Consider the following 25,060-nt stretch of genomic DNA (forward strand, 5'->3'; position numbering starts at 1 on the left):
TATTTGTTTCATGATCGCACCACAATCTGGTAGGTGTGGCGGGTTCGCTGCTCCAGCAAAATCTCCTTATCCCGGCTCATCTCGGCTATGGTCTCTTCGGTATAATTCTTGATGGTCAGCAGGCTTAGGCCGGTATTAAAGCGGATATCATACTCGCTGGAGAGGCTGTTGATCAGCGCTTCGTTCTTGCTGGTATTGCCATCAATGCAGATGGAAACAGAAATGGCCGAGTTTTGCATCACATTGATCTTGATGTGCATGAGGTCCAGCAGGTAAAAAATGCTGCTCATGTTGCGCTCGGTAATAAAGGAAAAGTCCCGGATGTTAAAGGTGATCAGGGTCTGGTCCTGCTTAAAGATAATGGCCGGGGCAGGGGGCACCACCTGACTCTGGTGAATGCGAGTGCCGGGCTCATCGGGATGTTTGAAGGAGCGCACCAGCAGGGGAATCTGCTGGTTGGCCAGCGGTTTTATGGTTTTGGGGTGGATCACCGAGGCGCCAAAGTAGGTCATTTCGGCGGCATCATAATAGCTTAGCTCCGGGTACAGCACCGTGCTGGCCAGGCGCTTGGGGTCGGCATTGAGTACGCCGGGCACATCTTTCCAGATGGTGACCGAGGCAGCATTGAGCGAAGCGGCAAAGATGGCGGCCGAAAAATCAGAGCCCTCCCGGCCCAGGGTAGTGGTGTGGCCGTCGGAGCTTTTGCCTATGAAACCCTGGGTGATCACAATTTCCCCCTCCAGGATGGGGGCCAGGTCCCGGTTGATGCGGCTGCTGGTGAGGGGCCAGTTGATCTGCGCCTCGCGGTGCAGGTTGTTGGTGCTGATGTAGCTGCGCGCATCCACCCAGCGGCTGGCGGCCCCCTGCTGGGCCAGGTAGGCCTGCACAATGCCGGACGAGATCAGCTCGCCATGGGCCACTACCTCATCATACACCTGGTTGTACTCCTGGCGGCGGGCTTTCTGCAGGGCGCGGGTAAGAGACTGAAAGCGCTGGGCCAGAAAAAAGTGCACCTCATGGTGAATGTCCTCAAAAAGGCCCTTTACAATCTGCAGGTGGTACTCGTACAGCTCGTTGATCTTCTCGGCATAGGACTGGTGCTCTACACTAAGCTGCAGCAGCACCTCCAGGGCATTGGTGGTTTTGCCCATGGCCGATACCACCACCAGCAGGGGCTCATCACTATGGGATTGTATGATGCGGACTACATTTTTTACCCCTTCGGCATCTTTTACCGAAGCGCCTCCAAACTTAAAAACTTTCATGTGTTGCTGTTCTAAACGCTGCGGAGCGCAATATGCAGGATTCCTTTCGTTTATGGCACCCCTGGCAGGCAGATTTTCTGTTTTAAACTATCGGGCAGCTTGCAAAGTTTATGGGGTATCTTCACCGTAAGGTGGAACTTCCGGCCCAAACGTGCGTATAAAATTTTACGCAATCGATTGCGGAGATTTGCACCATTTGTACGACCTTTACGAAAAATAACGTTAGAGGCATTTTTTCTTGTCCCGAACCCAAAATCTTTAAATTCCTATTTTTTATGACAAAGGAAAATCTTGGCTTACCTGTTGGTACTACATTAGATCGCTTTATTAAGCGCAAACAAGATGATTTTCCCTATGCTACCGGAGAGCTCTCCCAACTACTGCGTGATATAGCCCTTGCCGGAAAAATTATAAACCGGGAGATCACCCGCTGTGGCCTGATCAACCTGGCCGGTGCCTTTGGCGCCACCAATGTACAGGGCGAAGAACAGCAAAAGCTGGATGTGGTTGCCAATATCCGGTTCATCCGGGCGCTGCGCAACGGGGGAGAGGTGTGTGCCATTATCTCAGAAGAAGATGAAGGCATCATCGACCTGGAAAACCCCAACGGCAAGTATGTAGTGGCCATGGACCCCCTGGATGGTTCCTCTAACATTGATGTGAATGTATCCATCGGCACCATCTTCTCCATCTACCGCCGCAAGTCGGCCCCGGGCGGGCCTATCACAGATGAGGATGTGCTGCAGAAGGGCTCCGAGCAGGTGGCAGCGGGCTATCTGCTCTACGGCACCAGCAGCATCCTGGTCTATACCACCGGCTACGGGGTAAACGGCTTTACCTATGAGCCTTCGCTGGGCGAATTCTTCCTGTCGCACCAGAGCCTTAAATCGCCCGAAGATGGCAAGATCTATTCGGTAAATGAAGGCAGCTACAACACCTTTGAGCCGGCCGTAAAGGAGTACATCGAGTATTGCAAAAGCCGGGAGTTCAGCGGCCGCTACATTGGGTCGCTGGTAGCCGATTTTCACCGCAACCTGATGAAGGGCGGTATTTACTTTTATCCGGCCAGTGCCAAGGCGCCCAATGGCAAGCTGCGCCTGGTATACGAATGCAACGCCCTGGCCTTTATAGCCGAGCAGGCCGGCGGAGCGGCTACCGATGGCCACCAGCGCATTCTGGACATTACCCCTACCAAGCTGCACCAGCGTACCCCTTTGTTTATCGGGTCTAAAAAAATGGTAGAGCAGGCCGGACACTTCTTTAAGCAGGCCACCGAGCATCATCAGCCGGCTGCTGCTGTCACTAGTTTGTAGAAGCGTTTTTTGATATTGTTTTAGGTTGTAAATTAGAAAGGCTGCCCCATGCTTGAGGCAGCCTTTTTTTATGCAGTAGAAGCGGTAGCGCTTATTTTTCGTCTTTGGCCTTGGCCTTTGCTTTTGGCTTTTTCTCCGCCTTGGGAGCGGTCTCTTTTTTATCGGCTTTTTCATCAGCGGCAGTTGCCTGCTCACCGGCCTGCTCTTCTGTGGCGGTGGCGCCTTCCTGCAGCACTTCGGGGGCGTGCTGCAGCAGTATGCCGTACCAGCCTACCAGCTTCTTGATGTCCGATACGTATACCCGCTCCCTATCAAAGGTGGGCAGAATGTGCTGCAAAAAGGAGCGCAGCTCTTCCGAAGAAGAATTACCATCCACGCCCGGATCGTCGCCAAATTCTTTATAGATCGCCTGTAGTACATTTTCCAGGGGCTCGGTGCCTTCGGCTGTGGTGGTGTAGATCGATATTTCTTTAAGAACGGATACGCGCTGGTTGGCGCTGATCACCAGGCGGGTATTCTTGCCATCGATCGATTCTACTATTACGCCGCTGCGGGTGGGCTTTACAATGCGGTAGAGGCCGCCTTTTCCGGCAATTGATGCAATTTCTCGTAATTCCATACCTATTCTTTTCCAGTTGATTTTTTAAGCAAGTTTAAAAAGGTGCGCTAATTTATGGCTTATTCCTGTATTCTTGGTTCAGGTTTTGAATAAATTCAAGGATTTCCTCCCGGCCCCGGCCGCTTTCGGAGGAGGTGACAAAATAGGGGGGGAGCTCGGCCCAGTGTTTAAGCATGGTACGCTTATAGGCGGCTACCTGCTGATCGGCCTTGGTGGCCGAGAGTTTATCAGCTTTAGTAAAGACCATCACAAAAGGCAGGCCATTTTTGCCCACCCACTGCATAAACTCCAGGTCAATTTTCTGGGGCTCCAGCCGCACATCCAACAACACAAACAGGCATACCAGATTCTGGCGCTGTTCCAGATAATCTTTTATCATTTTTGTCCAGCTGCTGCGCTGGGTTTTGCTTACCTTCGCAAAACCGTAGCCGGGCAAATCCACCAGGTACCAGCTCTGCTGGATCACAAAATGGTTGATGAGCTGGGTTTTGCCCGGCGTGCCCGAGGTTTTGGCCAGCTTGCGCTGGCCTACCAGCATGTTGATGAGCGACGATTTTCCTACATTGGAGCGGCCTATGAAGGCATACTCCGGAAGATCGGCCGGCGGGCAGCTCTTCACCGTGCTGTTGCTTACTAAAAATTGAGCGTTCAGTGCTTGCATATAGCTGCAAGGTACGATTTCCTGCGCCCAGCGCCAAGCCCCGAGCCCTGCTTTGGGCCTGTACCGATAGGGGGTAATCTAAACTGTTTTGTGCTAAAAATGCAAAAAAGGCCAGGGTCTTACATAGCCTAAAGGACTGCAGAACAAATGGTTTTGGATTATTTAAGGAAAGAGCGCTAACTTACTCTCTCATTTTCTGGACGTATGGAAGGAATATCCCTAATCCAATGATAAAGAATTATATAGGTCGTATGCTGCTGATGGTGCTGTGCCTCGGCAGTGCAGGGGTTGCTCAGGGGCAAATGGCTACCAGCAGGGCAGATAGCATCAGCCAGGCGGCAGAGTACTATGAGCTGGCGCAGGAAATCTTAAAAAGTACCAAAGTAGTTACACAGGCCCGGGAATACTTTGAAATTGCCGCTAACCTGGATCCTGGCCATGTGGAAGCCAACTACATGACGGGACTTACCTACCAGCAGACCATCAACAAAGACCGGTCGGCCAGGTATTTTCTGCGTGTGTACCAGAAAGATCCCAACTACCGCTACGACCTGCTCTACTCCATTGGCCGGGGGTTTCAGTATGGACAGAAGTTTGAAGAAGCCCTGAACTACTACAACCAGTACAAGCAAAAGACCCTCTCGGATGTCAACTACCGCGGCAAAGACAAAATTCAGCTGCGCGATGTAGAACGCCGCATCGAGGAGTGTAAGAACGGTCTGGAATACGCCAAAAACCCCAAGCACTACGCCATTGTAAACGTATCGGCCAAAGTAAACTCCATCTGGCCCGATTACGGTCCGGTACTGAACGAAGATGAAACCATTCTGATCTTTACCTCCCGCCGCCAGGAAGATAACCTCAACGAAAACGTAGACTCGGATAACTTCTATTTTGAAGATATCTTCTATTCCGAAAAAGTGAATGGCGAGTGGACCGCCGCCAAAAACATCAAGGAGCCGGTAAACGACATGTACCACAACAGCAACCTGTCGCTATCGGCCGATGGTAATACGCTGTATGTATACCGGTATGACAACGGAGGGGATATCTTCTACTCCACCAAAGAAAAAGACGGCAGCTGGTCCATGCCCCAGCCCCTAAGCGAGTACATCAACTCCAGCTTTGCCGAAAAATCCGTATCCGTATCCAAAGACGGCAGCCTGATGTTCTACAGCAGTGACCGCCCCGGCGGACTAGGCGGGCTGGACATTTACATGAGCCGCAAAGATGCCAAAGGCAAGTGGAGCCGCTCCGAAAACCTGGGCCCCATCATCAATACCGAATTTGACGACGAGAGCCCTTTTATCCACTATGATGGCAAAACGCTCTACTTTAGTAGCCGGGGCCGCAAGGGCATGGGCGGGTATGATATCTACAAAAGCGTGTATGACAGCACGGCCAAACAGTGGACCGAGCCCATTAACCTGGGCTACCCCATCAACACCCCCGATGAAGACGTATTCTTTGTAGCCACCAAAGACGGCAAGAGAGGCTATTACGCCTCGGTACGCGATGATGGACAGGGCTATACCGATATCTACATGGTGAACTTCTTCCCTGATGGTGAGCCGCAGCCAGAGCCTGTGATTGCCCAAAAAGAGCCGGCAAAAGAAGAACCGAAGAAAGAAGAGCCCCAGCCGGCCAAACCTGAGCCAACGCTGGTAGCTGAGGTAAAGGAAACGCCAACCCCTGTTCCTCCCAAGAAAGAAGAGCCCGTGCTGCAGCCGGTTACCCTGATCATTCGCCTGACGGATGATGAAACCAACCAGCCGCTGGATGCTACGGTAAATCTGCGCCGCCAGTCCGATAACCAGCTGGCCGGCAAATCCAATACCGCTCCGGGTGAGTACCGCTTTACCACCACCCAGAAACAGGCCACTCAGATGATGCTGAGCATCGAAAAAGACGGCTACCTGTTTAAGAACTTCAAGGTAACCCTGCCGGCTGCTACCGCTCAGCCACAGGAAATTGTGCGCACCGTAGAGCTCAACAGGCTGAAGGTGGGCGTATCATCCGTACTGCGCAACATCTACTTTGATTTTGATAAAGCAACCTTTATGAAGGAGTCCTATGACGAGCTCAACAAACTGGAGCGCCTGCTGAACGAAAACCCCGACATGGTAATTGAAATCTCCGGCCATACCGATAATGTTGGGGGTAAGGAGTACAACCGGGTACTATCTCAGCGCCGGGCCCAGGCGGTGGTGGACTATGTGGTGCAAAAAGGCATCAGCAAAGCCCGCATTAGCGCCAAAGGTTATGGAGAGGAGCGCCCCATTGCCTCTAATGATGATGACAAGGAAGGCCGGGCCCTTAACCGCCGTGTAGAGTTTAAAGTGTTGCGCAGGGGTGGGTCGGTTGCCAACCAATAAGATAAGTACAAAGCTTTCTGCAAGAAAAACGGGGAATTAAAGCCCCGTTTTTTATTTTTGAGGGCTGCTGCGGCAGGGGCAGCCCATTCACAACTTATTGCAGCCTGCGGTAGTAGAAGTACCTATGACAGTTTTACCCTATAAAGATCAGAACAAAGGCAAAAAAGAGCAGGTAGCGAATATGTTTGACAACATAAGCCCCCGCTATGACCTGCTCAACCACCTGCTTAGCCTGGGCATTGATGTGCTGTGGCGCAAAAAAGCCATTCGCCTGCTGCGTAAGCGCCAGCCCCGGCCCGATCATATTCTGGATGTAGCCACTGGCACCGGCGATTTTGCCCTGGAAGCCCTCTCGCTGAAGCCCCGCAAAATTACCGGCATTGATATTTCGGCCGGTATGCTGGAGGTAGGCCGGCAGAAAATGCTAAAGCGCGGCCTGGCCGACAAAATAGAGATGAAGCAGGCCGATTCTGAAAACCTGCCCTTTGAAGATAATATGTTTGATGCGGTGATCGTTGCTTTTGGTGTACGCAATTTTGAAGATCTCAAAAAGGGATTGAAGGAGATGAACAGGGTAATGAAGCCCGGCGCCGCCGTGGCCATTCTGGAATTTTCCCGCCCCCGCAGCTTTCCCTTTCAGCAGATCTACAACTTCTATTTTCAGCAGGTGCTGCCCCGGGTAGGGCGCCTGATCTCCAAAGACAGCTCGGCTTATACCTATCTGCCGGAGTCGGTACAGGCCTTTCCGGATGGCAGGGACTTTCTGAAGATACTGGAAGAAACAGGTTATAAAAACACAGCATGGAAACCACTCACCTTTGGCATAAGCGCCATTTATCTGGCCTCAAAATAAGCCTGCTCTCACTGCTGCTGGCACTTGCCTGTTTGCCCGCCCGGGCACAGGTAGAGACCAGGGGCAGCCAGGAAAACCTGGCCGGATACGATGATCGGTTTTTAACCTATGGCTTTACCCTGGGGGGGCACACATCAACCCTGCGGCCAAAGTTTTCTGAGGCATTTGCTGATCCTTCCTTTAGCGATACGCTCAACATCATTCCCGGGGTGCCCTTTGGTTTTTCCATAGGCTTTCTGGCCAACTTTCGGCTGGCCCAATACCTGGATTTTCGGGTGATGCCCAAAGTAGCCTTTTACGACTATACCCTGAAGTTTGAGACCCGCCAGCAGGAAGCCACCACCCGCGATGCCCTGGCCGATTTTACCACCATTGATATTCCGCTTTCGCTCAAGTATAAATCGCAGCGCCGGGGCAACCACCGCATGTTTATAACCGGCGGCATGACCCCCATCATTGACGTAACGGGTAAAAAACAGCGCGAGGAAAATACCGAAGGAGGCCTGCGCCTTACGGGCAACAACCTGACAGCCGATGTAGGCATTGGCGCCGACTTTTATTTTCCGCTCTTTAAATTCTCACCCGAGATCCGCTACTCCTATGGGGTGCGCGATGTGCTGCAAAATAAGGAAAACCAGCTGGGCAGGGCCTTTGACAGGCTGGGCACCCACATCATAGGGGTGTACCTGGTCTTTAACTAAGCTACCACTTGGCAACGCTTTACAGAATCGCTTCCCCCCTGGGAGCGATTTTTTTGTTTTTAGTGCTACCTTCTTTTGCTGAACCTCCTTAGCTTGCCGGTATGAACAATGCAACAACCACTGTACTCATTACCGGAGCCACCTCCGGCATAGGCCAGGCCACTGCCCGTCTGCTGGGCAGCCAGGGCTACCGGCTGGTGCTATGCGGGCGCCGCCAGGAGCGCCTTGCCGAGCTGCAGGAAGAACTATCCCCCCTGTGCCCGGTGCATACCCTGCAGTTTGACGTGCGCGACCGAGCGGCGGTTGAAGCGGCCCTGAATAGCCTGCCCCCGGATTTTGCCACCCTGGATGTACTGATTAACAATGCCGGCAATGCCCATGGCCTGGATACCCTGCAGGAGGGTAATCCTGATGACTGGGATGCCATGCTGGATGGCAATGTGAAAGGGTTGCTGTACGTAAGCAAGGCGGTGCTGCCCCAGATGGTGGCGCGTCGCAGGGGGCATGTGATCAACATTGGCTCCATAGCCGGCAAAGAGGTCTATCCGAAAGGAAATGTTTACTGCGCCTCCAAGCATGCGGTGGATGCCATCAGCAAAGGGATGCTCATGGACCTGAACCCCTATGGGGTAAAGGTAAGTGCCATTAATCCTGGCCTGGTAGAGACTGAATTCTCTCAGGTACGCTTTAAGGGAGATGATGCGCGGGCTGCCCAGGTCTACAGTGGTCTGCACCCCCTAAGGCCGGAAGATGTGGCGGCGGTGATCCTGTTTGTGCTGCAGTGCCCCCCGCATGTAAACATCAGCGACCTGGTACTGCTGCCCACCGATCAGGCAAGTGCAGCGGTGGTGAGAAGGGGGTAAATAAGACCCGCTGTGGGGTTTAGAACGCTAAATATATTTCCGGAGCTACAATGCGTTTATTTGGGTAATATTTAGTATTTTTAAAGGTCTGCGACCAAATGAGCAGCATAGGCACATGAGCATGTTGGTGTACAAAGTGTACGAGCTGTACCAAGCGCTTGAGGATGACGGCCTTAGCCTGTTCTATTTGGGCGATGTGAGCGATAACATCACCGAAAAGCTTATTGCCTTAAACGATCGCAGAATTACCGAGCAGCCTGGCAGCGGCAGATCGGGCCGCAAAATTGCCTTCCTGATCGCCGAGTGTTTTCAGAATGTGATCCGCCATCAGGAGCAGCCTTCCCTGAAGAAGGGGGAGAAGAAGCCGGACTCCAGCATGTTTATGGTGCGCCACCACCGCCAGAGCCAGTATTCCATAGCATCGGTAAACCTGGTGCGCAACCAGCGGGTAGCCCCCCTGCAGGCCAAACTTGGTAACCTCAGCCGCCTGGATGGGGTGGAGCTGCGCAAGATGTACCTGGATCTGCTGCCCGGCGGTGAGTATTCCGATAAGGGAGGTGCAGGCTTGGGGCTAATTGAAATGGCCCGCCGCTCCGGCCAGCAGTTTCAGTATGATTTTGTGTCCCGCACCGATGCCTTTTCCCAGTTCTTTTTTCAGCTGCACATGCAGGAGGAGGGGGCTGGCAGCGCTCAGGTCCTGCCCATCAGCAGCACCCAGAAGTTGTATGAAAGCCTGCAGCAGGAGGGAATCCTCTTATTGTACAAGAGCGATTTTTCGCAAAAAGCGATGATGCCGGTGCTGGAGATGATTGAATTTAATTTGCGGCAGCAACGCTCGGAGCTTTTTCGGCAAAAAGCCATCCTCTACGTGCTGGTTGAGCTGTTTCAGAACATCATGAAACACGGGGCCGAGTGGCACGGACGCCAGGAGGGGGTGCTTTGCATTTGCAAACAAGACGATCATCACTTACTTTGTGCAGGCAATTTCATTGCACAGGATAAAATACCCCAGCTGCGGCAGCATTTGCTGCAGATCAATGCCCTGGATAAGGGGGGGCTGCAGCAACTCTACAAGCAGGAGCTGCGCAATACCAATGCCACCCTTAAAGGGGGTGCCGGCCTGGGCCTGATTGAAACAGGCCGCTATAGTACCGGATCATTCGATTTTAGTTTTGTGACCGTTAACGATCACTATTCGTTTTTCACCCTGAGTACCACCATCTGACCCTACGTACGCTATGCTAAAGCCACTCTACCTGGAGCAGAAATCCGATACGCCCGCCATTAAACTGGAGCCGGGCGGACAGCTCTCCATTACCGGACGTAGCCTGCCCGAAAATGCCGAGCAGTTCTACCGCCCCATTCTGGAATGGATAGAGCGCTACCGGGATCAGGAAGCCAATGCCGAAACCCGGCTGACCATAGAGCTGGAATACTTTAACTCAAGCTCCGTAAAGCAGATTCTTACCCTGCTGCTGGTGCTGGAGGAGCTGCACCGCCAACCCGGCAAGCAGGTGCAGATCGTATGGAGCTATAACCAGGATGATGAGCTGATGGAAATGAAGGGTCGGGAGATGGAAAGCATCGTAGACCTTCCCTTTGTAATGGAGGCCTTTTCATTGTAAGAAGCGAAGCTGGCGACCACTGTGAGCCCTTGCTCAGAAGGCAGAGTACCGCACCTGGTCTAGGGCAGGCGAATGCCCATGAGCAGAATATCATCGGTCTGGCGTATGCTGCCCTGCCAGTTTTTAAAAGTGTATAGGCCTGGTGTTTCTGTTCTTCAGCCGGCAGGTGCTGCAGGCTCAGGATCATATCTTTAAAGCGGCGGGTATTGAATTTCTGATCGGTTTCTTCCCCAAACTGATCCATAAATCCATCGGTAAACAGGTACAGCATGCTGCCCGGGGCATAGGCAATGGCCTTGTTGGTAAAGCTGCGTGTGCGCCCGCTGCGCAGAATTTTCCCCCCTATTGAATTAATATCGGCCTGTAGCACCTGCAGATGTTGCTCCTGTACCAGGTAGGCCGGGTTCATGGCAGCAGCAAACGTAATGCTATGCTTTTCGGGCTCAATGTAGCAGACCGAAATGTCCATGCCATCCTGCAAAATATCCCCTTCTTTTTCTCCCTGCAGCGTCTGCTGAACGGCCTTATTGAGCCGGTCCAGGATCTGGGCAGGGTCTGTAATGCTTTGTTCCGCCACAATCTCCCGCAACAGCCGGTGGCCGATCAGCGACATGAAGGCACCCGGTACCCCATGGCCGGTGCAGTCGGCCACTGCCACCACATAGCCCCTGGCATGGGGGTGGAAGAAGTAAAAATCACCACTGACAATATCCCGCGGTTCAGAGAGCACAAAGGAATCGCAGAGGTAGGTCTTCAGCGTACGTTCTCCTACCAATATGCTTTGCTGAATGCGCTGGGCATAGCTGATGCTGTCGGTGATCTGTTGGTTCTTTTGCTCCAGCAGCAGGCTGGTGCGCTGTTTATTGCGGTAAAAGAAATAGACCAGGATGGAAAAGAGCGTAAGCACCACCAGCAGCAGAATCAGGAGCAGCAGGGAGTTTTGCTGAGCCCGCAGGGTTTCTTCCTGGGTTTTGATCAGGAGGCGGGCATTCTGGATCTCCTGCTCGGCAGCCAGTATCTGGGCTTCCCGCTTTAGGAGTACCAGGCTGTCTTCTTTGGTCTGCTGGCGCAGCTTGTCCATGGCAAGCTGTTCCCGCGCCCGGCTCAGGGCCTCTTCTTTTGTACTCAGGAGGCTGGTATCAGAAATATCGCGTCCAAGGGCTGGCCCCAGGTAGGGGTCACTGGAGAGGGCTGATCGGGGGGAGGGCTGGGGCTCGCGCAGGCTGTCGGCCAGAGGGGTTCTGGCTTGCGGCGGAGTACCTGCACCACGGGCCGTACTGGCTTGCCCCGGACCCGAGGCTGCTTCAGGAGCATAGGCATCTATACGTTCGCTGTTGCGGCTAATGGCCCGCTCCATCAGCTCTATGCCGGCATCGGCCCCATCGGCGCCCTGCTGCACCGGGCCACTGCGGCTATCGATGCGGGCCAGGTTAAACTGGCGTTTGGAGGGGTTATAGTGCAGGCGGCCCAGGGTACGGTTCAGGTCGGGGTCGGCCCCCTTCTTAAAGCTGTTCAGTACAAATTCTGCGCCCAAGAAGCGGTAGCCGCCTTGCTGAATTTCTTTGGGGAAGGCCCTGGTATCCACCAGCAGGGTAATAACGTTGTAGCCCGGCTTGGAAATGGCCAGGGTATAGAGCTGATTAAACTCCAGGCTGAGGGTATAGGTGCCCTTCTCATCGGTAAAGCGCTCTTCCAGCACATCCCCGTTCAACTCCAGGCTCAGGGTTGCGCCCTCCAGGGTACCTTCAAAAAAGGGAGGCTTGCTTTTTTTCAAAAAGCCCCGGCTGGCCTCATACTCATAGCCATGCACCGTGCCCTCCAGCACAAACTGCCTGCTCTGGCTCAGGGCCATAAAGCCCGGCAACAGAAAGAAAAAGAGGAGTGTATAGCGATACATGGTATGCGAATCTATCTAAAAATATCAAGCTAACGAAGGTAGGCCGGTGGCACGTGCTTTTTTTTGCATTATTGCAGTAAGCAGCTGTATGCATCTCTTTCTAACTGCCTGAGTAAGTGAAGGAAGCACCTGATGCCTGTGGCATTTCATCCGGCTTATAGGGAGGCCACCTTTAGCAGGGTAGGGGTGTGCAGGCTGTGGGCTCCCTCAAACTGGTGGTTTTGCAGGGTATCGCCTGTAAGCTGCTGCAGATAGCGGGTTTGTTCGGCCAGTTTTTCCTTGTCCAGATAGGGATCCTGCAGCCCCCATACCTGGTGCAACTGTACCCCCTTTAACGAGGCGCCTGAAAGCTCCATGGGCAGGTCGGGCGGGAACACCCCTGCCCAGAGCACCAGTTTTCTAAAGGCCAGGGGGGTGTGCATGGCCCAGCGGCTGATGGTAGCCACCCCCTGTGAAAAGCCCAGCAGGGTAATCTCGGGAGCCAGGTGTAGCTGGCTGTGGGCCGCTACGGCATCCAGGTACTGCAGGTAGTTTTGGATATCGCTGAGGCGGTCTTCCCTGGTCATCCAGGAGGCGCCTACCCGCCCGCTGCTCTGCTGCAGATAAAAGCGGGAGAGTCCTTCCGGTGCGACTATATGATAGCCCGCATCGGCCAGGGGTTGAAAGTGGCGGATAAAGTAGGAGGCCAGCTGTCCGTAGCCATGGCAGACCAGCCAGGCGGGCTGGCCAGGGGTACCCAGTGAAAAATAGCGGGCCTGGAAAGAAAAGGTAAGGGTGTGCTGCATGCCTGAAAATAAAAAAGGCAGGGAATAAGCCTGCCTCTTAAGGGGTAGTATGGATCCTTGTACCTATCTGCGGAAGCCCAGTACGCTGCCGCCACAGAAGGCATTTGAATCTTTAAAGGTAAAGGTTATGTAATAGATGCCTGTAGAGTTACAGTTGTATACAACTCCTTTAAAAAGCTTGCCATTTGCCTGATTGGTGGTTACCTGACGACGATTAGAGTCATACAGGCTCACAATGATGCCATCGGGTGCTTCACCCGTGGTGCAAATGTTGATGGCATATTCGGTGCCTTTGGCGAATACATAGGAGTATTCGATCTTGTTCTTAGCCCCCTTTTCGCCATCAATGGGAAAGCTTTTCACAAAGTTAAAGCCGTCGCTCATCTGGGTAATGCAGTTATCAGCCATATCGGAGGCACTGCATTGGGCGAAGGCAGTGTTGGCTGCCAACACAAAAATAGCCAGAAAGCCAAACGTTGCGAAAATCCTTTTCATATTCAATTAGTTAATGATTTTGGTACGAATTGCTTGAGTAGTTTCGGTGATCTCTTTGAGGTTTTCAGCGGTGATCTTTACCTCGCTGGTACTATTGTCCTTTACAACAAGCATGCCATTTACTTCCACAAAGGTAGGCTCTGCATAGGTGTGGATAATTTGTACCTTTTCGTAGGCATTGGCCAGCGGCTGAAACGTCTCCATGTAGTGCGCCATGTTGGGATTGCTTTCGCTGTAGAAGCTCAGCAGCAGCATAATGTTGTCCAGGATCATCTTCTGCTCGCCAATACGCTCAATAAGTACGGCATTATCCGGGTTGGCCTTGGCCACTTCTGCGGTAATGTGCAGGGCCTCCAGCCAGCCGCCGGTCAGGATCAGGATGCTAAGGTTGGCCCGGTTCTGGTCCTGCAGATAGCCGTTTATGTTGTTGAAGTTCTTGGTAGTCAGGTACAACAGTGAATCCAGGTTGCTGCTGTTGGTGGCCAGCCGCTTAATGGTGCCAAAATCAAAGAACTGCCCAATGCTCAGCTCATCGGCCAGCTGCTTGATGGAGTTCAGGTAAAAGATGGCATCCTGGTTTTGCTCATAGATGTTGGTATAGCCCAGGTCGGTACCATATACCCCCAGGTTTACCGCCTTCTGATAGCTGGTGTTGTACTGGCTCACCGCTTTGGGATTGTTCAGGATGGCCGGGTTGTAGCGGGTACCTGATTCTTTGAGCAGCACCGAAATCTCCAGCGGAGAAGGGATCTGTTGCAAAATATCGTGAATAACTTCTTTCGATATTTGGGGCTGGGCCAGCTTGGTATCAGCCAGGGCTGCTTCATACGATTCTGCATCGGCATTTTTGCCGCTGCCGCATGACCACAAAGCCAGCAACATCAAGGAAAACAGCGATAATTTTTTCATGATGGACAATGCGAATTGTAACAAATTTATGCTTTCCGATTTTATTATCCAGTAGGATGTACCTTATATGTACAATTTTATGAAAATGGAGGATTACCGGCTGAAAAGGGCCAATAGTCTGCGAATGCCTTCTGCAAAGAGCAGTAGGTACAAACCTGCGCTCATGAGCCAGATTACCACAATATTGAACCAGAAGGTATCATAAAACTGTCCAAAAAAGTGCTTTTGGGGGGCAAAGAAGTGGGCCCGGTAATCCAGTGCATGTTTTGGATTATTCGGTACATGATAGATGGGGTCAATTAGCTGTACCAGCTCTCCGTTCTGCTCCAGGATACGGTCTTCCGTTCCCACATTCCGCACAAGGTCATCCATGGCATCGTTGAAGTACCGGTTCTTGTACCCGTTTACTGTAAACCCTTCTTCCTTTTCCTGACGCAGTAGTACCAGCTTCTCCAGCTTCATTTCGGCCAGCTGGTATTCATCTATGTAATGCAGCCGTATTTCGCTGAAGTATTGCTCCAGCGCTTTGATGTGCTCTGCTGTAAGCGTTGCCGGGCTCAGCTCCTGCAGGGGCAGGCTAGCCAGACTCAGTTTTACAGGCTCTTTGAGTAGCTCGGCCTTTAGTAAGGCAAACTTTTTGCCAACCTCCTGCTGCACGCTGTCGGAGCCGGATTCCCGGTTGGCCTCTACAAAGCGCAGGGCCTCCTTGAGCTTATCTACCCAGTAGTTCGATTTAAAATCGGCCATGCGGGCATCGGCCTCCAGGGGGTAGCTGTAGCGCGAGAAGTCATTGTTCTTAAACTGGTAGGTAGCCATGGCCTCGTAGGCCCAGCGAGAGGCCATCATGTCGGCCACAATGGGTACCTTGCCCCGGTTGCTGATGCTGTTGTTGAGCTTATCAAAGGGAAAGAGCAGGCCGCTCAGGATCATCTGCGGGATCAGCAGCAGCGGGATAAGGATGTAGACTGTAACAGCCGAATTAAAGGCCGAGCTAATGTTAAGGCCCAGCACGTTGGCAAAGCAGCTTACTGAAAAGAGCACCAGCCAGAAGGGGAGCATCATGCCCTCAATGCCCAGCACCAGGTTGCCGATCAGTACAAAGCAAAAGGTCTGGATGGCCGATAGGGTAAAGAGAATGGCCAGCTTGCTCATCAGGTAGCTGTTCCAGCTCAGGTTCAGAAAGCTTTCGCGCTTCAGGATCTTGCGGTCCCGGATAATCTCCTCGGCACTTACGGTAAGGCCCATAAAGAGCGCCACCACAATGGCCATCATCAAAAAGGCCGGGATGTTCTCGTTAAAGCGATACACATAGGCCTCGCCCGTATGGTAGCGGATAATAAAGGAGAGGATAAGCGCCAGCAGGGGGGCCTCCAGCAGGTTGATCAGCAGGTACTGCTTGTTGTTGATCTTGGCCAGGGTGTCCCGGATGGTAAACACCATGGCCTGCATCAGGCGGGAGGGGATACTAAGGGTGCTGTGCGGGGCCTCGGGCACATCGGCCACCTTCTCCAGCTTAAATTTGCTCTGGAACTGCTCGTGCCACTGGGGCGGGCTTACCTTGCGTTTGTTGGTCAGCTGGCCGTATTCGTCTACCACGCGCGCCTCAATGATGTTGAAGATCTGCTCGGGGTTTACGTTGCTGCAGGTAGGGCACTGGCCGCGGTCGCCATCTACCTGGTTGGTGGCTTTTTTAAAGTAGGTAACCGCTGCCACCGGGTTGCCATAGAATACCGGGAAGCCGCCGGTATCCATGATGTACATCTTGTCAAACATCTTGTAGATGTCGGACGAGGGCTGGTGGATCACCACAAAGATGAGCTTGCCCTTGAGCGAAAGCTCTTTTAGCAGGTCAATTACATTCTCTGAATCGCGGGAGGAGAGGCCCGAGGTGGGCTCGTCCACAAAGAGTACGGCCGGCTCCCGGATCAGCTCCAGGGCAATGTTGAGGCGCTTGCGCTGGCCGCCGCTGATGGTCTTGTCCAGCACCGAGCCCACACGCAGGTCTTTGCGCTGCTCCAGGCCCAGGCTTTCCAGCATCTGAATTACCCGCTTGTGCAGCTCTTCCTTGCTCATGCCGGCAAAGCAAAGCTTGGCGTTGTAGTAGAGGTTTTCGTAAACGGTCAGCTCCTCAATCAGCAGGTCGTCCTGCGCCACGTAGCCAATTACCCCCTGCAGCTTGTCTTTTTCGGTGGTCAGGTCCAGGCCGTTGATCAGGATCTGGCCGCCGCTGGGCTTTTCAATGCCGGCCAGCACGTTGAGCAGGGTAGTTTTGCCCGCCCCGCTGGCGCCCATAATGCCAATGAGGTTGCCCGGGCCTTCGCTGATGTTGATGTCCCGCAGACCAATGTCGCCATTGGGAAAGCGGAATTCCAGCTCAATAGCATTAAAGGAAAGCTTGGCCTGCACCGCCTCCAGGTTAAACTGGCTGGTGATGTCGCTGTAGTAAAGCGCCGCCCCCTTGGGGGTTTTGATGGTGCTGCCGTGGGAGTAGAGGTAAACCTGCTCGGGCTTCATGATAAAGCCGTTGAGCACCAGTTCCTCATGGCCCAGGTATTTCACAAAGTACATGTCCACACTCTGCACCTTCATGAAGATCAGCTCTCCGGTCAGTTCTGTGTATACATGTTTTTTCAGGTCAATATCGCCCTCGGCGGTACTAATGCCTGATTCGGCCAGGATTTCTTCCAGCCCGTTGCCCACCACCAGAATGTCTTCAAAGTTGAGCGAGGCGCTGTTGGCCGCCAGCACAAAACTTTCAATCAGCTTGTACTCCTGCCGGTTAAAGCGGAATACGGTGGAAACGGTGTCGATGATCTCCATGCGCTGGGGCGTAAAGTTCTTGTCGGAAGCCACCAGCTCCAGGATCTTGATCAGCACCACCACCCGCTGTTTCTGGGTAAGGGTCTTGTTGATTTTTTTGCAAATGGCCAGGGTCTTTACCGAATCCCGCACCGAGGTAAGCTTGCGAACTTTTTTCTTGCTCTCCTCTTCTTCGCCCGTCCCCTCTTCGGATTCTTCCTCCTGGTTGTAGCCCACGAACTTATCGTAAAGCTCCAGGTATTCCCGCACAGAGTCCTGGTCCAGCTCCTGCTGAAAGAAGCGGATCACAAAGTTCCGTTCTACTTCCGTAGCGCCGCCATCCTGTTTGGTGATGATGGCAAATAATTGGGTAAGGGCCTTTAATATTTCCTCACTCATGTTGCAAAATAATCAGAGGTGTAGGGTTTCACCGGGGTCGGGTAGGACCCCCTATGGGGATCCGGCTGCCTGCCGGACCCCCTAGAGCCTGTCTAAACTTTATCCTTTAGTTTTTTTATGCGCATTTCTTCCTCATTCTGCAGCTATTTCTCTACCCGTACCTTTGGGTATGTGTTTCGAAATGAGCTGCGGACGGCTTGTCTTGACTGAGAAAGAAATGCACTATAAAAAAATCTAAAAACAAAATTTAGACAGGCTCTTAGTAGGTTTTAAATTCGAAGGGCACTTCTACCAGCTCAGAGAATTCCTCGCCGGCTTCCTGCATGTCTTCATCATCCTCGTGGTAGTACCAGTGTACGGTTACCCCCTCGATCTCTTCCAGCTGCGACAGCAGGTCCAGGATCAGTTTAGAGGAAGCCGTGTTAAAGTACTCCAGCTTGAAAACGAAGTCGGTAGAGCTGTTGGCTTCTTCCTTATAGGCCTCCAGCCAGTCCAGCACGGGCTGGTAAAACTCGGCGGAGTCTTCGGGCAGCGAGCGGCCCGATACCTCAAAGATGCCGTTGTTCTTGTCCAGTATGATTTTCGGAGTATCCTCCGTTCCTTCCAGATTTATAATTTGCATGACTGTATCTTGATTAATAAGGGTTGAGGTGACTATTCTTTGGCAATTTTGGTGCGGAGAGAGAAGAACGAGTATTGGTCATCCAAACGCTCAAAATCATATTCCAGCGGGTTGCCCGATTTGCGGGCCATGTCTACAAAGCCAAGACCGGCGCCGCCTTTTTCAGACAGGCTGGTGCTTTTGATGATGTCTTTGTAGAGCTGCTTCAGCCCCTCCTTGTCCAGGCCATTGATCTGGTCCAGCTTGGAGCGCAGATTGTCCACATCCTCATTTTTGATGGGGTTGCCTGAGGTAATGATGTAGGCATTGTCCTGCTTGCCGATCATAAAGATAGCGGTAGGCTTCTGTTCACTTTGTTTGCTGAAGTCGTCGCTGTGCTTTACGATGTTCTGCAGGCACTCTACCATCACATTGAAAACCTTGCGCTTAATGCCGGATTCCTCGCCCATGGAGTCCATGTTCCGCTCGGCCATGGCCAGTACGGACTTGGTGATCTCCTGGGTAAACTCACCCTCGTACACGAGGATCAGATTCCGGGCCAGCATAGTTTTATGCAGTTCATAGATGTATTTCATAGCACTTAACAGGAAATTGTGTTGTACTAACTGCGGGTTTAGGGCAGCAAAATAAAACTGGGTTAATAATTATATTTTTTAAAATCGGATGCCTATCAGCAGCATGTCGTCGGTCTGCTTGTGTTCGCCCTTCCACTGTTCCCAGCGTTCGTCAAACACCATCATCTGCACGCGCATGCTATTGTCTTTTTGCTCATTGATCATGTCGCGCAGGCGCTTGGGACCAAATTTGCGGTTGTCCTCACCCCCGAACTGGTCCGGGAAACCATCGGAGCAGAAATATACTGCATCGCCGGCCGCCAGGCTAAGTTTGGTGTTGGTAAAGTTGGTCTGGTTCTTGAATTTACCGCCGCCAATGGGGAAACGGTCTCCCTTGATCTCCTGCAGCTCGCCCCCCTGCAGGTAGTAGAGCGGGCGGTGGGCGCCGGCATACTCCAGGGTGCGTTTTTTCAGGTTGATCTTACAGAGCGAGATGTCCATGCCGTCTTTGGTTTTGGAATCTTCCTCGTCCTGGCGCAGGGTTTGGGTTACGCCCGCATCCAGTGCGTCCAGGATTTCGCCCGGATCGGTGATCTTGCGGCTGCGTACAATATCATTGAGCAGGAAGTAGCCGATCAGCGAGATCAGCGCGCCCGGTACCCCATGGCCGGTACAGTCTACCGCCGCCAGGAAGATATCGTCGCCCACCTGCATAAACCAGGGGAAGTCGCCGCTTACCACATCGCGCGGTTTGTAGAGAATGAAGGAATCGGGCAGCAGGCGGCGAATCAGCTGGTTGTCCGGCAGAATGGCCCCCTGTATGCGCTGGGCATAGTTGATGGAGTCGTTGATCTTCTTGTTCTTGGCCTGGATCTCCATCTCAATGAGCTTGCGGTCGGTAATATCATGCGATACCACCAGTACCGATTCCAGCTCCTGGTAATCGTTGAATTCCGGGATGGCATTTACCTGCATCACGCGCTCGCCCAGCTGCTGGGTAGGGAACTCCATTTCGGTTGATACCTTGGAGTTGCTCAGGCGCACATCACGCAGAATCTCCACCAGCTGGTTTACGATCTTGTCGTGGAAGCCTACCTCGGTCAGGCTCTTGTTCACCAGCTCTTCGGGATGGTTGCCGGTATAGGCCTGAATAATGGGGTTGATGTAGAAGAACTCGTTCTTGTTGTTGAGGCGCGTAATAAGGTCGGGCGAGTTTTCCGACAGGGCCTGCATCTGGGAGCGCATGCGTTGCTCCTGCTCGGCACGGCGGCGTTCGGTAATGTCGCGGGTGTTGACCAGAATGCCCTGAATGGCCGGGTCGTTCAGCAGGTTGTTGCCGGTAGCTTCCAGCCAGATGCTGTTGCCATCTTTGGCCTTGAACTGGAACTGTACCGTTACATGCTCGTGCGGATTGTCCAGCAGCTGGCGGAACATGCCCTCCACGCTTTCCTGGTTCTCGGCATGCACGTATACAATGTCGCGCTTGCCCATCATCTCGTCCTGGCTGTAGCCCAAAATGCGCTCTACCGAAGGGGAGATGTAGCGTACGGTGCCGTCTTTTTCGTAAATGGTGATTACCTCGGAGGCGTTTTCCAGCAGCAGCTGCATGCGCTTCTGGGTCTTGTTCACCTCATCGATCTGTTCTTCCAGGCGGTGGTTGGTGCGCTTAAGCTCCTCCTGGGTGGCTTCCATCTCCTCGGCATTCTGGCGCAGTACCTCCTGCTGCATCTGCAGCTCCCGGCTCATTTTCTGCGATTCGTCCAGCAGGCGGTGCGTACGCTCGTTTACCTTGATGTTGAAGACCGTACGGGCGGTAATAAGGCTGATCTCCTCCACAAACTTTACATGCTTGGGGGTGAATTTGCCAAAGCCGGCAAACTCCAGTACGCCGTATACCTGCTCGTTGGTGATCAGGGGCACAATCAGCAGGCAGTCGGGGCGCTGCTCGCCCAGAAGGCCTGAGGTGATGCTGAGGTAGTTGTAGGGAATTTCGGTGCGCAGCAGGGTATCCTGCTCAATGGCGGCCTGGCCCACCAGCCCTTCGGCAAAGCGGTAGCGGCCTTTCAGGTATTTCTTTTTATTGTAGGCGTAGCTGGCCTTCAGTTCAATGAAGGGGTTGTGCTGGTCATCATCATTCACTACATAGAACGCGCCCTGTATGGCGCCCACCTTGCGGGTTACATAGGCAATTACGGCATCGCCCAGCTCCTCCAGGTTGTTGTGGATCCGCAGAATTTCGCCAATCTCGGCTACCCCGGTCACAATCCAGTTGCGGTCTTTATCACGGGCCTCGGCCTCCTGAATGCTATCGCGCATGCTGATCAGGGCGGTGCCCAGTGTGTCCTGTTCGCTCAGGGGCTGAAACTCGGCATCAAAGTGGCCTTCACCGATCTTGTGGGCAAAGCTGGCGGTGTTTTTGAGGGATTTGACCACCCCATCAATGGTTACGGCCATTTCGCCGATCTCGTCATTGCTGCGTACGGAAATGCTTTCGGGCAGTACGCCCCGGCCCAGCAGTTGCAGGCTGGCTTTCAGGTTGAGCAGGGGGTTGATCAGAATGCGGGAGAAGATGATGGCGATCATCATGCAGATGAGCAGAATGGCGCCACCGGCCAGCATAAAGTTGGTGAGCAGGCTGTTGGACAGGCTGTTGATCTCGGCAGTGTCGATCTTGGTTACCAGGCCCCAGCCGGTTTCGGCAATATGGCCGCGGATGGCCAGGGTTTCCTGTGCCCGGTAATCGGTATCGATATCGGAGCCCCATTTACCCTTAAAGGCCTCCTGTGTGGCAATTTCGGTATGCTGACCCAGGCTGATGCTGTGCATAAGGGGTAGTAGCTCAGGCTGGTTGCGCAGCGGGCTGGCAAAGACCAGCTGAGTGCCGGCTCCCTGCTGTACCAGCAGGCTCTCACCGCTGTTGCCAAGGCTGGTGGTATCGGCCAGAATGGTGTAAATAGGCGCCATGTTCAGCTGCGCCAGTACAATGGCAACTGCCTGACCACTGGAGTTTTTAAGTGGGAGTGCCGCATGCATAAACCAGGCGTCGCCCACAGGGTATACATTGCTGTAGAAGAGTTCGCTGCCGGCTTTATCCAGCGTGCGTCCGTCGGCATCGCTAAAGGGGGTGCCAATGCTCAGCTGGAACAGCTCGGGCTGGGTGGCATGCAGAATGCGGCCCTCCCGGTCCATGACCAGCAGGTTCCCATAGCCCCACACCTCCTGCAGCGCATCCAGTACCGGGGCCAGCTTTTCGCCGGCCAGGCTGGTGGCATAGTCGGCGGTAGAATCGGCCGCTTCGGTGTAGAGGTCCAGGGCAGTACGTACCTCGGCCTGCTGGCCGATGCTGACCAGGTGCGTGGCTACCCCTTGCAGCTCCTGGCTGATCTTATCGGCCTTGAATTTGTTTACGGCCCCTAAATTCTCCTGGTAGCGGTCCCGCAGCGACACAGTGGTAAAGCGGTAGGTAATAAAGCTGACCGCTACAACGCTCAGCAATACTACTACCAGTACCAGCAGGGTTATTTTATTTCCTATGCTAAATTTCCTGATCATACACCCATTAATTTATTGCGCTTCGTATTGCTTGCTTATCGTTTTACCGGTTCGTTCACCAGGGCAGCTTCTTCATTCACTTTGGCGGCCTGCTGGCTGCTTTCTTCCAGCACCTTGGCCATGATCTCAAAGGATTGTTTCACCAGAGCTTCTTCCCGCTTCTGCAGGGGGGTAAAGGAGGCGATCTCTACTACGGCCGCCACCTTATCGCCCGTCATGATTGGCACCAGCAGCAGGTGCTTGGGCGAGGCGCTGCCCAGGCCGCTGAGTACTTTCAGGTAGCCTTCGGGCACCGAGGCCAGGTTTACCAGCTGGCCTTCTTTAGCCACCTGTCCGGGCAGGCCCTCGCCCCACTCGTAGCGCAGCAGTTCACTATCAGGCTTCATCAGGGCATAACCGGCCCGCAGTTCCAGGCTGCGCTGGTTCTGCTGCACTACAGATACATACACGGCTCCCTGGCTGGCACCCAGCTGGTTGCATACTACACGCAGGGCTTTTTCAAGCTTGGTATCGGCAAACTCCATTCCGGAAGCTGCTTTGCGGATGGCCGCCAGCAGCTCTTCGCTCATGGCACTAACGTCATGCGTTTCGGTATCACTTTCCTCCAGCTTGGCGGTGCTGAGCTGCTTGTCTTCACTTTTCTCCACATACACCACATTTACCTCCCGATTACGAAAGTAGAGCATCAGGCCGATGAGCGAAGAAAGCCCCATGGCCAGGGTAGTGCCTACAATAAGCAAAAGGCCGTTGTGCACAGGCCGGATCTCGCGGATAGCGCCCAGGTCTATGGAAACGGAGGCCGTCATGAGCCTGTCGGGCAGTTCCAGCAGGTACCAGGCACAGACAAATACCCCCAGTACATAGAGAACAGCAGCACTTACGGCGAATAGTTTGGTTAGCTTATTCATGCCTTATATCACTTGTAGTGTTTATCTAATTCATTCAAAAACCGGATGATCTCATCCACCTTCAGCACATGGTCGATCTGGGTTTGCTCCAGCGCGGCCGTGGGCATGGTATCAATCATGCACTCGGCAGGGTCCTGTACAATGGTAAGGCCGCCCCGCTCTTTGATCCGCTTCATGCCCTGGGCGCCATCGCGGTTGGCGCCGGAGAGCAGGATGCCCACCAGCTTGTCTTTATAGACATAGGCGGCCGAATCGAGCGTAATGTCGATGGAGGGCCGCGAGTTGTTCACCATCTCTTCGGTAGAGAGCGAAAAGGAATTGCCCAGCTCCAGGCAGAGGTGGTAGTTGGCTGGCGCCAGGTATACCCCCCCTTTTTTGATCCCTTCTTTATCATACGGCTCTATCACCGGCTTTTTGCTTTTGATCGACAGGGCTTCGGTAAAGCCATTGCGCACATGCTTGAGCCGGTGCAGGCACATGATGATGGGCAGGGTAAAATCTTCCGGAATACTGGACAGTATGCGGGTAATGCCCTGGAAACTTCCGGCAGATCCACCAATGACGATGGCTTTGTATCGGTTATGTAGACTAAATTTCGTCATAACGTACGCGCTGTCCGGAGCACCCTAGTCTTTTATCTTTTTATAGATTTTTTCCTCGTTGTTTACCACAATGAACTTATTGGCAATCTCGCACCAGATCAGCGATTCCTTGGAGCCAATGGCCAGGTAGCCGTATTTGAACAAGCTCTCGTGCAGGCGCTTGAGCACTTCGTTCTGCAGTGTCTGGTTAAAATAGATCATCACATTGCGGCACAGCACCAGGTCAAATTTATTGAAGACCGGCCCGTTTACCAGGTTGTGCTGGCGCCAGGATACATTGGCCACCAGCGACTTATCCATATAGGCTTTGCCGTCGCGTACGGTATAGTAATCGCTTAAGCTGCCATTGCCCTGGTAGCGGATGTAGTTCTTTTCATTCAGCTCCATATTCTTGAGCGAATACACCCCTGACTTGGCCTTCTCCAGAATGGCCGTATCAATATCGGTGGCAATGATCTTGGATTTTTCCAGCAGCCCCATTTCCTTGAGCATCACCGCCATGCTGAACACCTCTTCGCCGCTGCTGCAGCCCGCATGCCAGATGCTGATGGTATCGGCATTGAGCAGGATGTTGGGGATAATATGATCGCGCGCTACCCGCCAGAAGGAGGGATCGCGGAACATCTCGGTCACATTGACGGTGATCTCCGAGACAAAGTCGTGGAAAAAGCTACGGTCATTCTGCAGCCGGGTAATGAGCTCGGCTACGGAATTTAGTTTAAATACATCCAGAACTCGCTGAATACGCCGCTTGAATGACGACATGGCGTAATTCGTAAAGTCGTAGTTGTAGGTATCTTTTACGACCTGGGTAAGGTTTCTTAATTCTGCTATCTCGATATCGCGCATACTTCCTCGCCGTTTCAGTGCGTGTGCCGTAAGTTTTTAGAAGCACTTGCCCTGGATTTTTCAGCCTTTCTTTCTTTTACTATAGGGGATGGCCCTTTTTTAAGTTCTATAGCCAGGCGGCAAAAGCTTTTTTGATGCTCATTACGCCCCACTACGGGTGACGCACCTCTCAAGAGGTGCAATGCCTATCCCGAAAGCGCTTAATTCTTTGATAATATTAACAAATAAATCCCTGTGGCCGGAGGGGCTGTAATAAATAGGGGTAAACTCACCTTTTTCCTGTACTTAACCTATGTAAGATTGAAAGGAGTGAATAAAAAAACCGCTGTAGGCGCTTCATCTACGCGGTTTTAAAAAGGGAAGAAGTGGCCCCAATTGTATTTAGAAAGGGGTGAGCCGGCAGAGACAAGACCC

Annotated in this window: 20 protein-coding genes and 1 pseudogene; 7 read left to right on the forward strand and 14 right to left on the reverse strand. The window is 53.0% G+C overall.

What is annotated here, in order from left to right; all coding sequences use genetic code 11:
- Positions 1-8: 8 nt before the first annotated feature.
- Entirely contained in the window at positions 9-1,265 is a 1,257-nt protein-coding gene (locus ADICEAN_RS06045) for an aspartate kinase (protein ID WP_009194670.1), read from the reverse strand.
- 275 nt (positions 1,266-1,540) lie between these two features.
- Between ADICEAN_RS06045 and fbp the strand changes: the two genes are divergently transcribed.
- Entirely contained in the window at positions 1,541-2,578 is a 1,038-nt protein-coding gene (fbp, locus tag ADICEAN_RS06050; protein WP_009194671.1) for a class 1 fructose-bisphosphatase, read from the forward strand.
- Positions 2,579-2,669: 91 nt separating this feature from the next.
- Here fbp and ADICEAN_RS06055 read toward each other — a convergent pair whose 3' ends face one another.
- Both ADICEAN_RS06055 and yihA read right to left on the reverse strand, forming a co-directional pair.
- Positions 2,670-3,197: a DUF5606 family protein gene (locus ADICEAN_RS06055; RefSeq protein ID WP_009194672.1), complete on the reverse strand. Its 528-nt coding sequence runs from the start codon at positions 3,195-3,197 to the stop codon at positions 2,670-2,672.
- Between the two features lie 52 nt (positions 3,198-3,249).
- Positions 3,250-3,858: a ribosome biogenesis GTP-binding protein YihA/YsxC gene (gene yihA / locus ADICEAN_RS06060; protein ID WP_009194673.1), complete on the reverse strand. Its 609-nt coding sequence runs from the start codon at positions 3,856-3,858 to the stop codon at positions 3,250-3,252.
- A gap of 227 nt (positions 3,859-4,085) precedes the next feature.
- Between yihA and ADICEAN_RS06065 the strand changes: the two genes are divergently transcribed.
- From ADICEAN_RS06065 to ADICEAN_RS21810, 6 genes are all read left to right on the forward strand, one after another.
- On the forward strand, positions 4,086-6,233 hold the full coding sequence (locus ADICEAN_RS06065) for an OmpA family protein (protein ID WP_152426329.1): 2,148 nt from the start codon (positions 4,086-4,088) through the stop codon (positions 6,231-6,233).
- Positions 6,234-6,357: 124 nt separating this feature from the next.
- Entirely contained in the window at positions 6,358-7,086 is a 729-nt protein-coding gene (gene ubiE / locus ADICEAN_RS06070) for a bifunctional demethylmenaquinone methyltransferase/2-methoxy-6-polyprenyl-1,4-benzoquinol methylase UbiE (RefSeq protein ID WP_009194675.1), read from the forward strand.
- Positions 7,035-7,787 (forward strand): type IX secretion/gliding motility protein PorT/SprT, encoded by a 753-nt coding sequence (gene porT, locus ADICEAN_RS06075; protein WP_009194676.1) that lies wholly within the window; start codon positions 7,035-7,037, stop codon positions 7,785-7,787. Before ubiE ends, porT begins: the two co-directional genes overlap by 52 nt.
- 101 nt (positions 7,788-7,888) lie before the next feature.
- Positions 7,889-8,650, forward strand: coding sequence for an SDR family NAD(P)-dependent oxidoreductase (locus ADICEAN_RS06080; protein WP_009194677.1), 762 nt, complete (start codon positions 7,889-7,891; stop codon positions 8,648-8,650).
- A gap of 121 nt (positions 8,651-8,771) precedes the next feature.
- Complete coding sequence (locus ADICEAN_RS06085) at positions 8,772-9,875, forward strand: SiaB family protein kinase (protein WP_152426330.1); 1,104 nt, start codon at positions 8,772-8,774, stop codon at positions 9,873-9,875.
- 13 nt (positions 9,876-9,888) lie between these two features.
- Complete coding sequence (locus tag ADICEAN_RS21810; RefSeq protein WP_009194679.1) at positions 9,889-10,275, forward strand: DUF1987 domain-containing protein; 387 nt, start codon at positions 9,889-9,891, stop codon at positions 10,273-10,275.
- A 130-nt stretch (positions 10,276-10,405) separates the two neighbouring features.
- Here the strand turns inward: ADICEAN_RS21810 and ADICEAN_RS23685 are convergent.
- From ADICEAN_RS23685 to ADICEAN_RS06140, 11 genes and pseudogenes are all read right to left on the reverse strand, one after another.
- Positions 10,406-12,172 (reverse strand): annotated as a pseudogene (locus tag ADICEAN_RS23685) (PP2C family protein-serine/threonine phosphatase); the annotation flags it as partial.
- A gap of 155 nt (positions 12,173-12,327) precedes the next feature.
- Positions 12,328-12,957: an alpha/beta hydrolase gene (locus tag ADICEAN_RS06095; protein WP_009194681.1), complete on the reverse strand. Its 630-nt coding sequence runs from the start codon at positions 12,955-12,957 to the stop codon at positions 12,328-12,330.
- A 63-nt stretch (positions 12,958-13,020) separates the two neighbouring features.
- The gene (locus tag ADICEAN_RS06100; protein WP_009194682.1) at positions 13,021-13,452 is read right to left on the reverse strand and encodes a hypothetical protein; all 432 of its coding nucleotides are present in this window, start codon (positions 13,450-13,452) and stop codon (positions 13,021-13,023) included.
- Positions 13,453-13,458: 6 nt separating this feature from the next.
- Complete coding sequence (locus tag ADICEAN_RS06105) at positions 13,459-14,361, reverse strand: hypothetical protein (protein ID WP_009194683.1); 903 nt, start codon at positions 14,359-14,361, stop codon at positions 13,459-13,461.
- Positions 14,362-14,454: 93 nt separating this feature from the next.
- Positions 14,455-17,559: an ATP-binding cassette domain-containing protein gene (locus ADICEAN_RS06110; RefSeq protein WP_009194684.1), complete on the reverse strand. Its 3,105-nt coding sequence runs from the start codon at positions 17,557-17,559 to the stop codon at positions 14,455-14,457.
- Positions 17,560-17,818: 259 nt separating this feature from the next.
- Positions 17,819-18,181 (reverse strand): DUF1987 domain-containing protein, encoded by a 363-nt coding sequence (locus ADICEAN_RS06115; protein ID WP_009194685.1) that lies wholly within the window; start codon positions 18,179-18,181, stop codon positions 17,819-17,821.
- 32 nt (positions 18,182-18,213) lie between these two features.
- On the reverse strand, positions 18,214-18,756 hold the full coding sequence (locus ADICEAN_RS06120) for a SiaB family protein kinase (RefSeq protein ID WP_009194686.1): 543 nt from the start codon (positions 18,754-18,756) through the stop codon (positions 18,214-18,216).
- A gap of 78 nt (positions 18,757-18,834) precedes the next feature.
- On the reverse strand, positions 18,835-22,287 hold the full coding sequence (locus ADICEAN_RS06125; RefSeq protein ID WP_009194687.1) for a PAS domain S-box protein: 3,453 nt from the start codon (positions 22,285-22,287) through the stop codon (positions 18,835-18,837).
- Positions 22,288-22,322: 35 nt separating this feature from the next.
- The gene (locus ADICEAN_RS06130; protein ID WP_009194688.1) at positions 22,323-23,195 is read right to left on the reverse strand and encodes a GAF domain-containing protein; all 873 of its coding nucleotides are present in this window, start codon (positions 23,193-23,195) and stop codon (positions 22,323-22,325) included.
- Positions 23,196-23,203: 8 nt separating this feature from the next.
- On the reverse strand, positions 23,204-23,797 hold the full coding sequence (locus ADICEAN_RS06135) for a chemotaxis protein CheB (RefSeq protein ID WP_009194689.1): 594 nt from the start codon (positions 23,795-23,797) through the stop codon (positions 23,204-23,206).
- Positions 23,798-23,821: 24 nt separating this feature from the next.
- Positions 23,822-24,646 (reverse strand): CheR family methyltransferase, encoded by an 825-nt coding sequence (locus tag ADICEAN_RS06140; protein WP_009194690.1) that lies wholly within the window; start codon positions 24,644-24,646, stop codon positions 23,822-23,824.
- Between the last annotated feature and the right edge of the window lie 414 nt (positions 24,647-25,060).

It is taken from the genome of Cesiribacter andamanensis AMV16 (assembly GCF_000348925.1).
In the GTDB taxonomy this organism is placed as follows: Bacteria; Bacteroidota; Bacteroidia; order Cytophagales; family Cyclobacteriaceae; genus Cesiribacter; species Cesiribacter andamanensis.

Excerpts from the sequence above, each read along its gene's own strand:
- ADICEAN_RS06105 (WP_009194683.1), bottom strand. The coding sequence starts at position 14,361 with ATGAAAAAATTATCGCTGTTTTCCTTGATGTTGCTGGCTTTGTGGTCA.
- ADICEAN_RS06130 (WP_009194688.1), bottom strand. The coding sequence starts at position 23,195 with ATGAATAAGCTAACCAAACTATTCGCCGTAAGTGCTGCTGTTCTCTAT.
- ADICEAN_RS06140 (WP_009194690.1), bottom strand. The coding sequence starts at position 24,646 with ATGCGCGATATCGAGATAGCAGAATTAAGAAACCTTACCCAGGTCGTA.
- fbp (WP_009194671.1), top strand. The coding sequence starts at position 1,541 with ATGACAAAGGAAAATCTTGGCTTACCTGTTGGTACTACATTAGATCGC.
- ADICEAN_RS06135 (WP_009194689.1), bottom strand. The coding sequence starts at position 23,797 with ATGACGAAATTTAGTCTACATAACCGATACAAAGCCATCGTCATTGGT.
- ADICEAN_RS06110 (WP_009194684.1), bottom strand. The coding sequence starts at position 17,559 with ATGAGTGAGGAAATATTAAAGGCCCTTACCCAATTATTTGCCATCATC.
- ADICEAN_RS06100 (WP_009194682.1), bottom strand. The coding sequence starts at position 13,452 with ATGAAAAGGATTTTCGCAACGTTTGGCTTTCTGGCTATTTTTGTGTTG.
- yihA (WP_009194673.1), bottom strand. The coding sequence starts at position 3,858 with ATGCAAGCACTGAACGCTCAATTTTTAGTAAGCAACAGCACGGTGAAG.
- ADICEAN_RS06055 (WP_009194672.1), bottom strand. The coding sequence starts at position 3,197 with ATGGAATTACGAGAAATTGCATCAATTGCCGGAAAAGGCGGCCTCTAC.
- ubiE (WP_009194675.1), top strand. The coding sequence starts at position 6,358 with ATGACAGTTTTACCCTATAAAGATCAGAACAAAGGCAAAAAAGAGCAG.
- ADICEAN_RS06120 (WP_009194686.1), bottom strand. The coding sequence starts at position 18,756 with ATGAAATACATCTATGAACTGCATAAAACTATGCTGGCCCGGAATCTG.
- ADICEAN_RS06080 (WP_009194677.1), top strand. The coding sequence starts at position 7,889 with ATGAACAATGCAACAACCACTGTACTCATTACCGGAGCCACCTCCGGC.
- ADICEAN_RS06085 (WP_152426330.1), top strand. The coding sequence starts at position 8,772 with ATGTTGGTGTACAAAGTGTACGAGCTGTACCAAGCGCTTGAGGATGAC.
- ADICEAN_RS06065 (WP_152426329.1), top strand. The coding sequence starts at position 4,086 with ATGATAAAGAATTATATAGGTCGTATGCTGCTGATGGTGCTGTGCCTC.
- porT (WP_009194676.1), top strand. The coding sequence starts at position 7,035 with ATGGAAACCACTCACCTTTGGCATAAGCGCCATTTATCTGGCCTCAAA.
- ADICEAN_RS06115 (WP_009194685.1), bottom strand. The coding sequence starts at position 18,181 with ATGCAAATTATAAATCTGGAAGGAACGGAGGATACTCCGAAAATCATA.
- ADICEAN_RS06045 (WP_009194670.1), bottom strand. The coding sequence starts at position 1,265 with ATGAAAGTTTTTAAGTTTGGAGGCGCTTCGGTAAAAGATGCCGAAGGG.
- ADICEAN_RS06125 (WP_009194687.1), bottom strand. The coding sequence starts at position 22,287 with ATGATCAGGAAATTTAGCATAGGAAATAAAATAACCCTGCTGGTACTG.
- ADICEAN_RS21810 (WP_009194679.1), top strand. The coding sequence starts at position 9,889 with ATGCTAAAGCCACTCTACCTGGAGCAGAAATCCGATACGCCCGCCATT.
- ADICEAN_RS06095 (WP_009194681.1), bottom strand. The coding sequence starts at position 12,957 with ATGCAGCACACCCTTACCTTTTCTTTCCAGGCCCGCTATTTTTCACTG.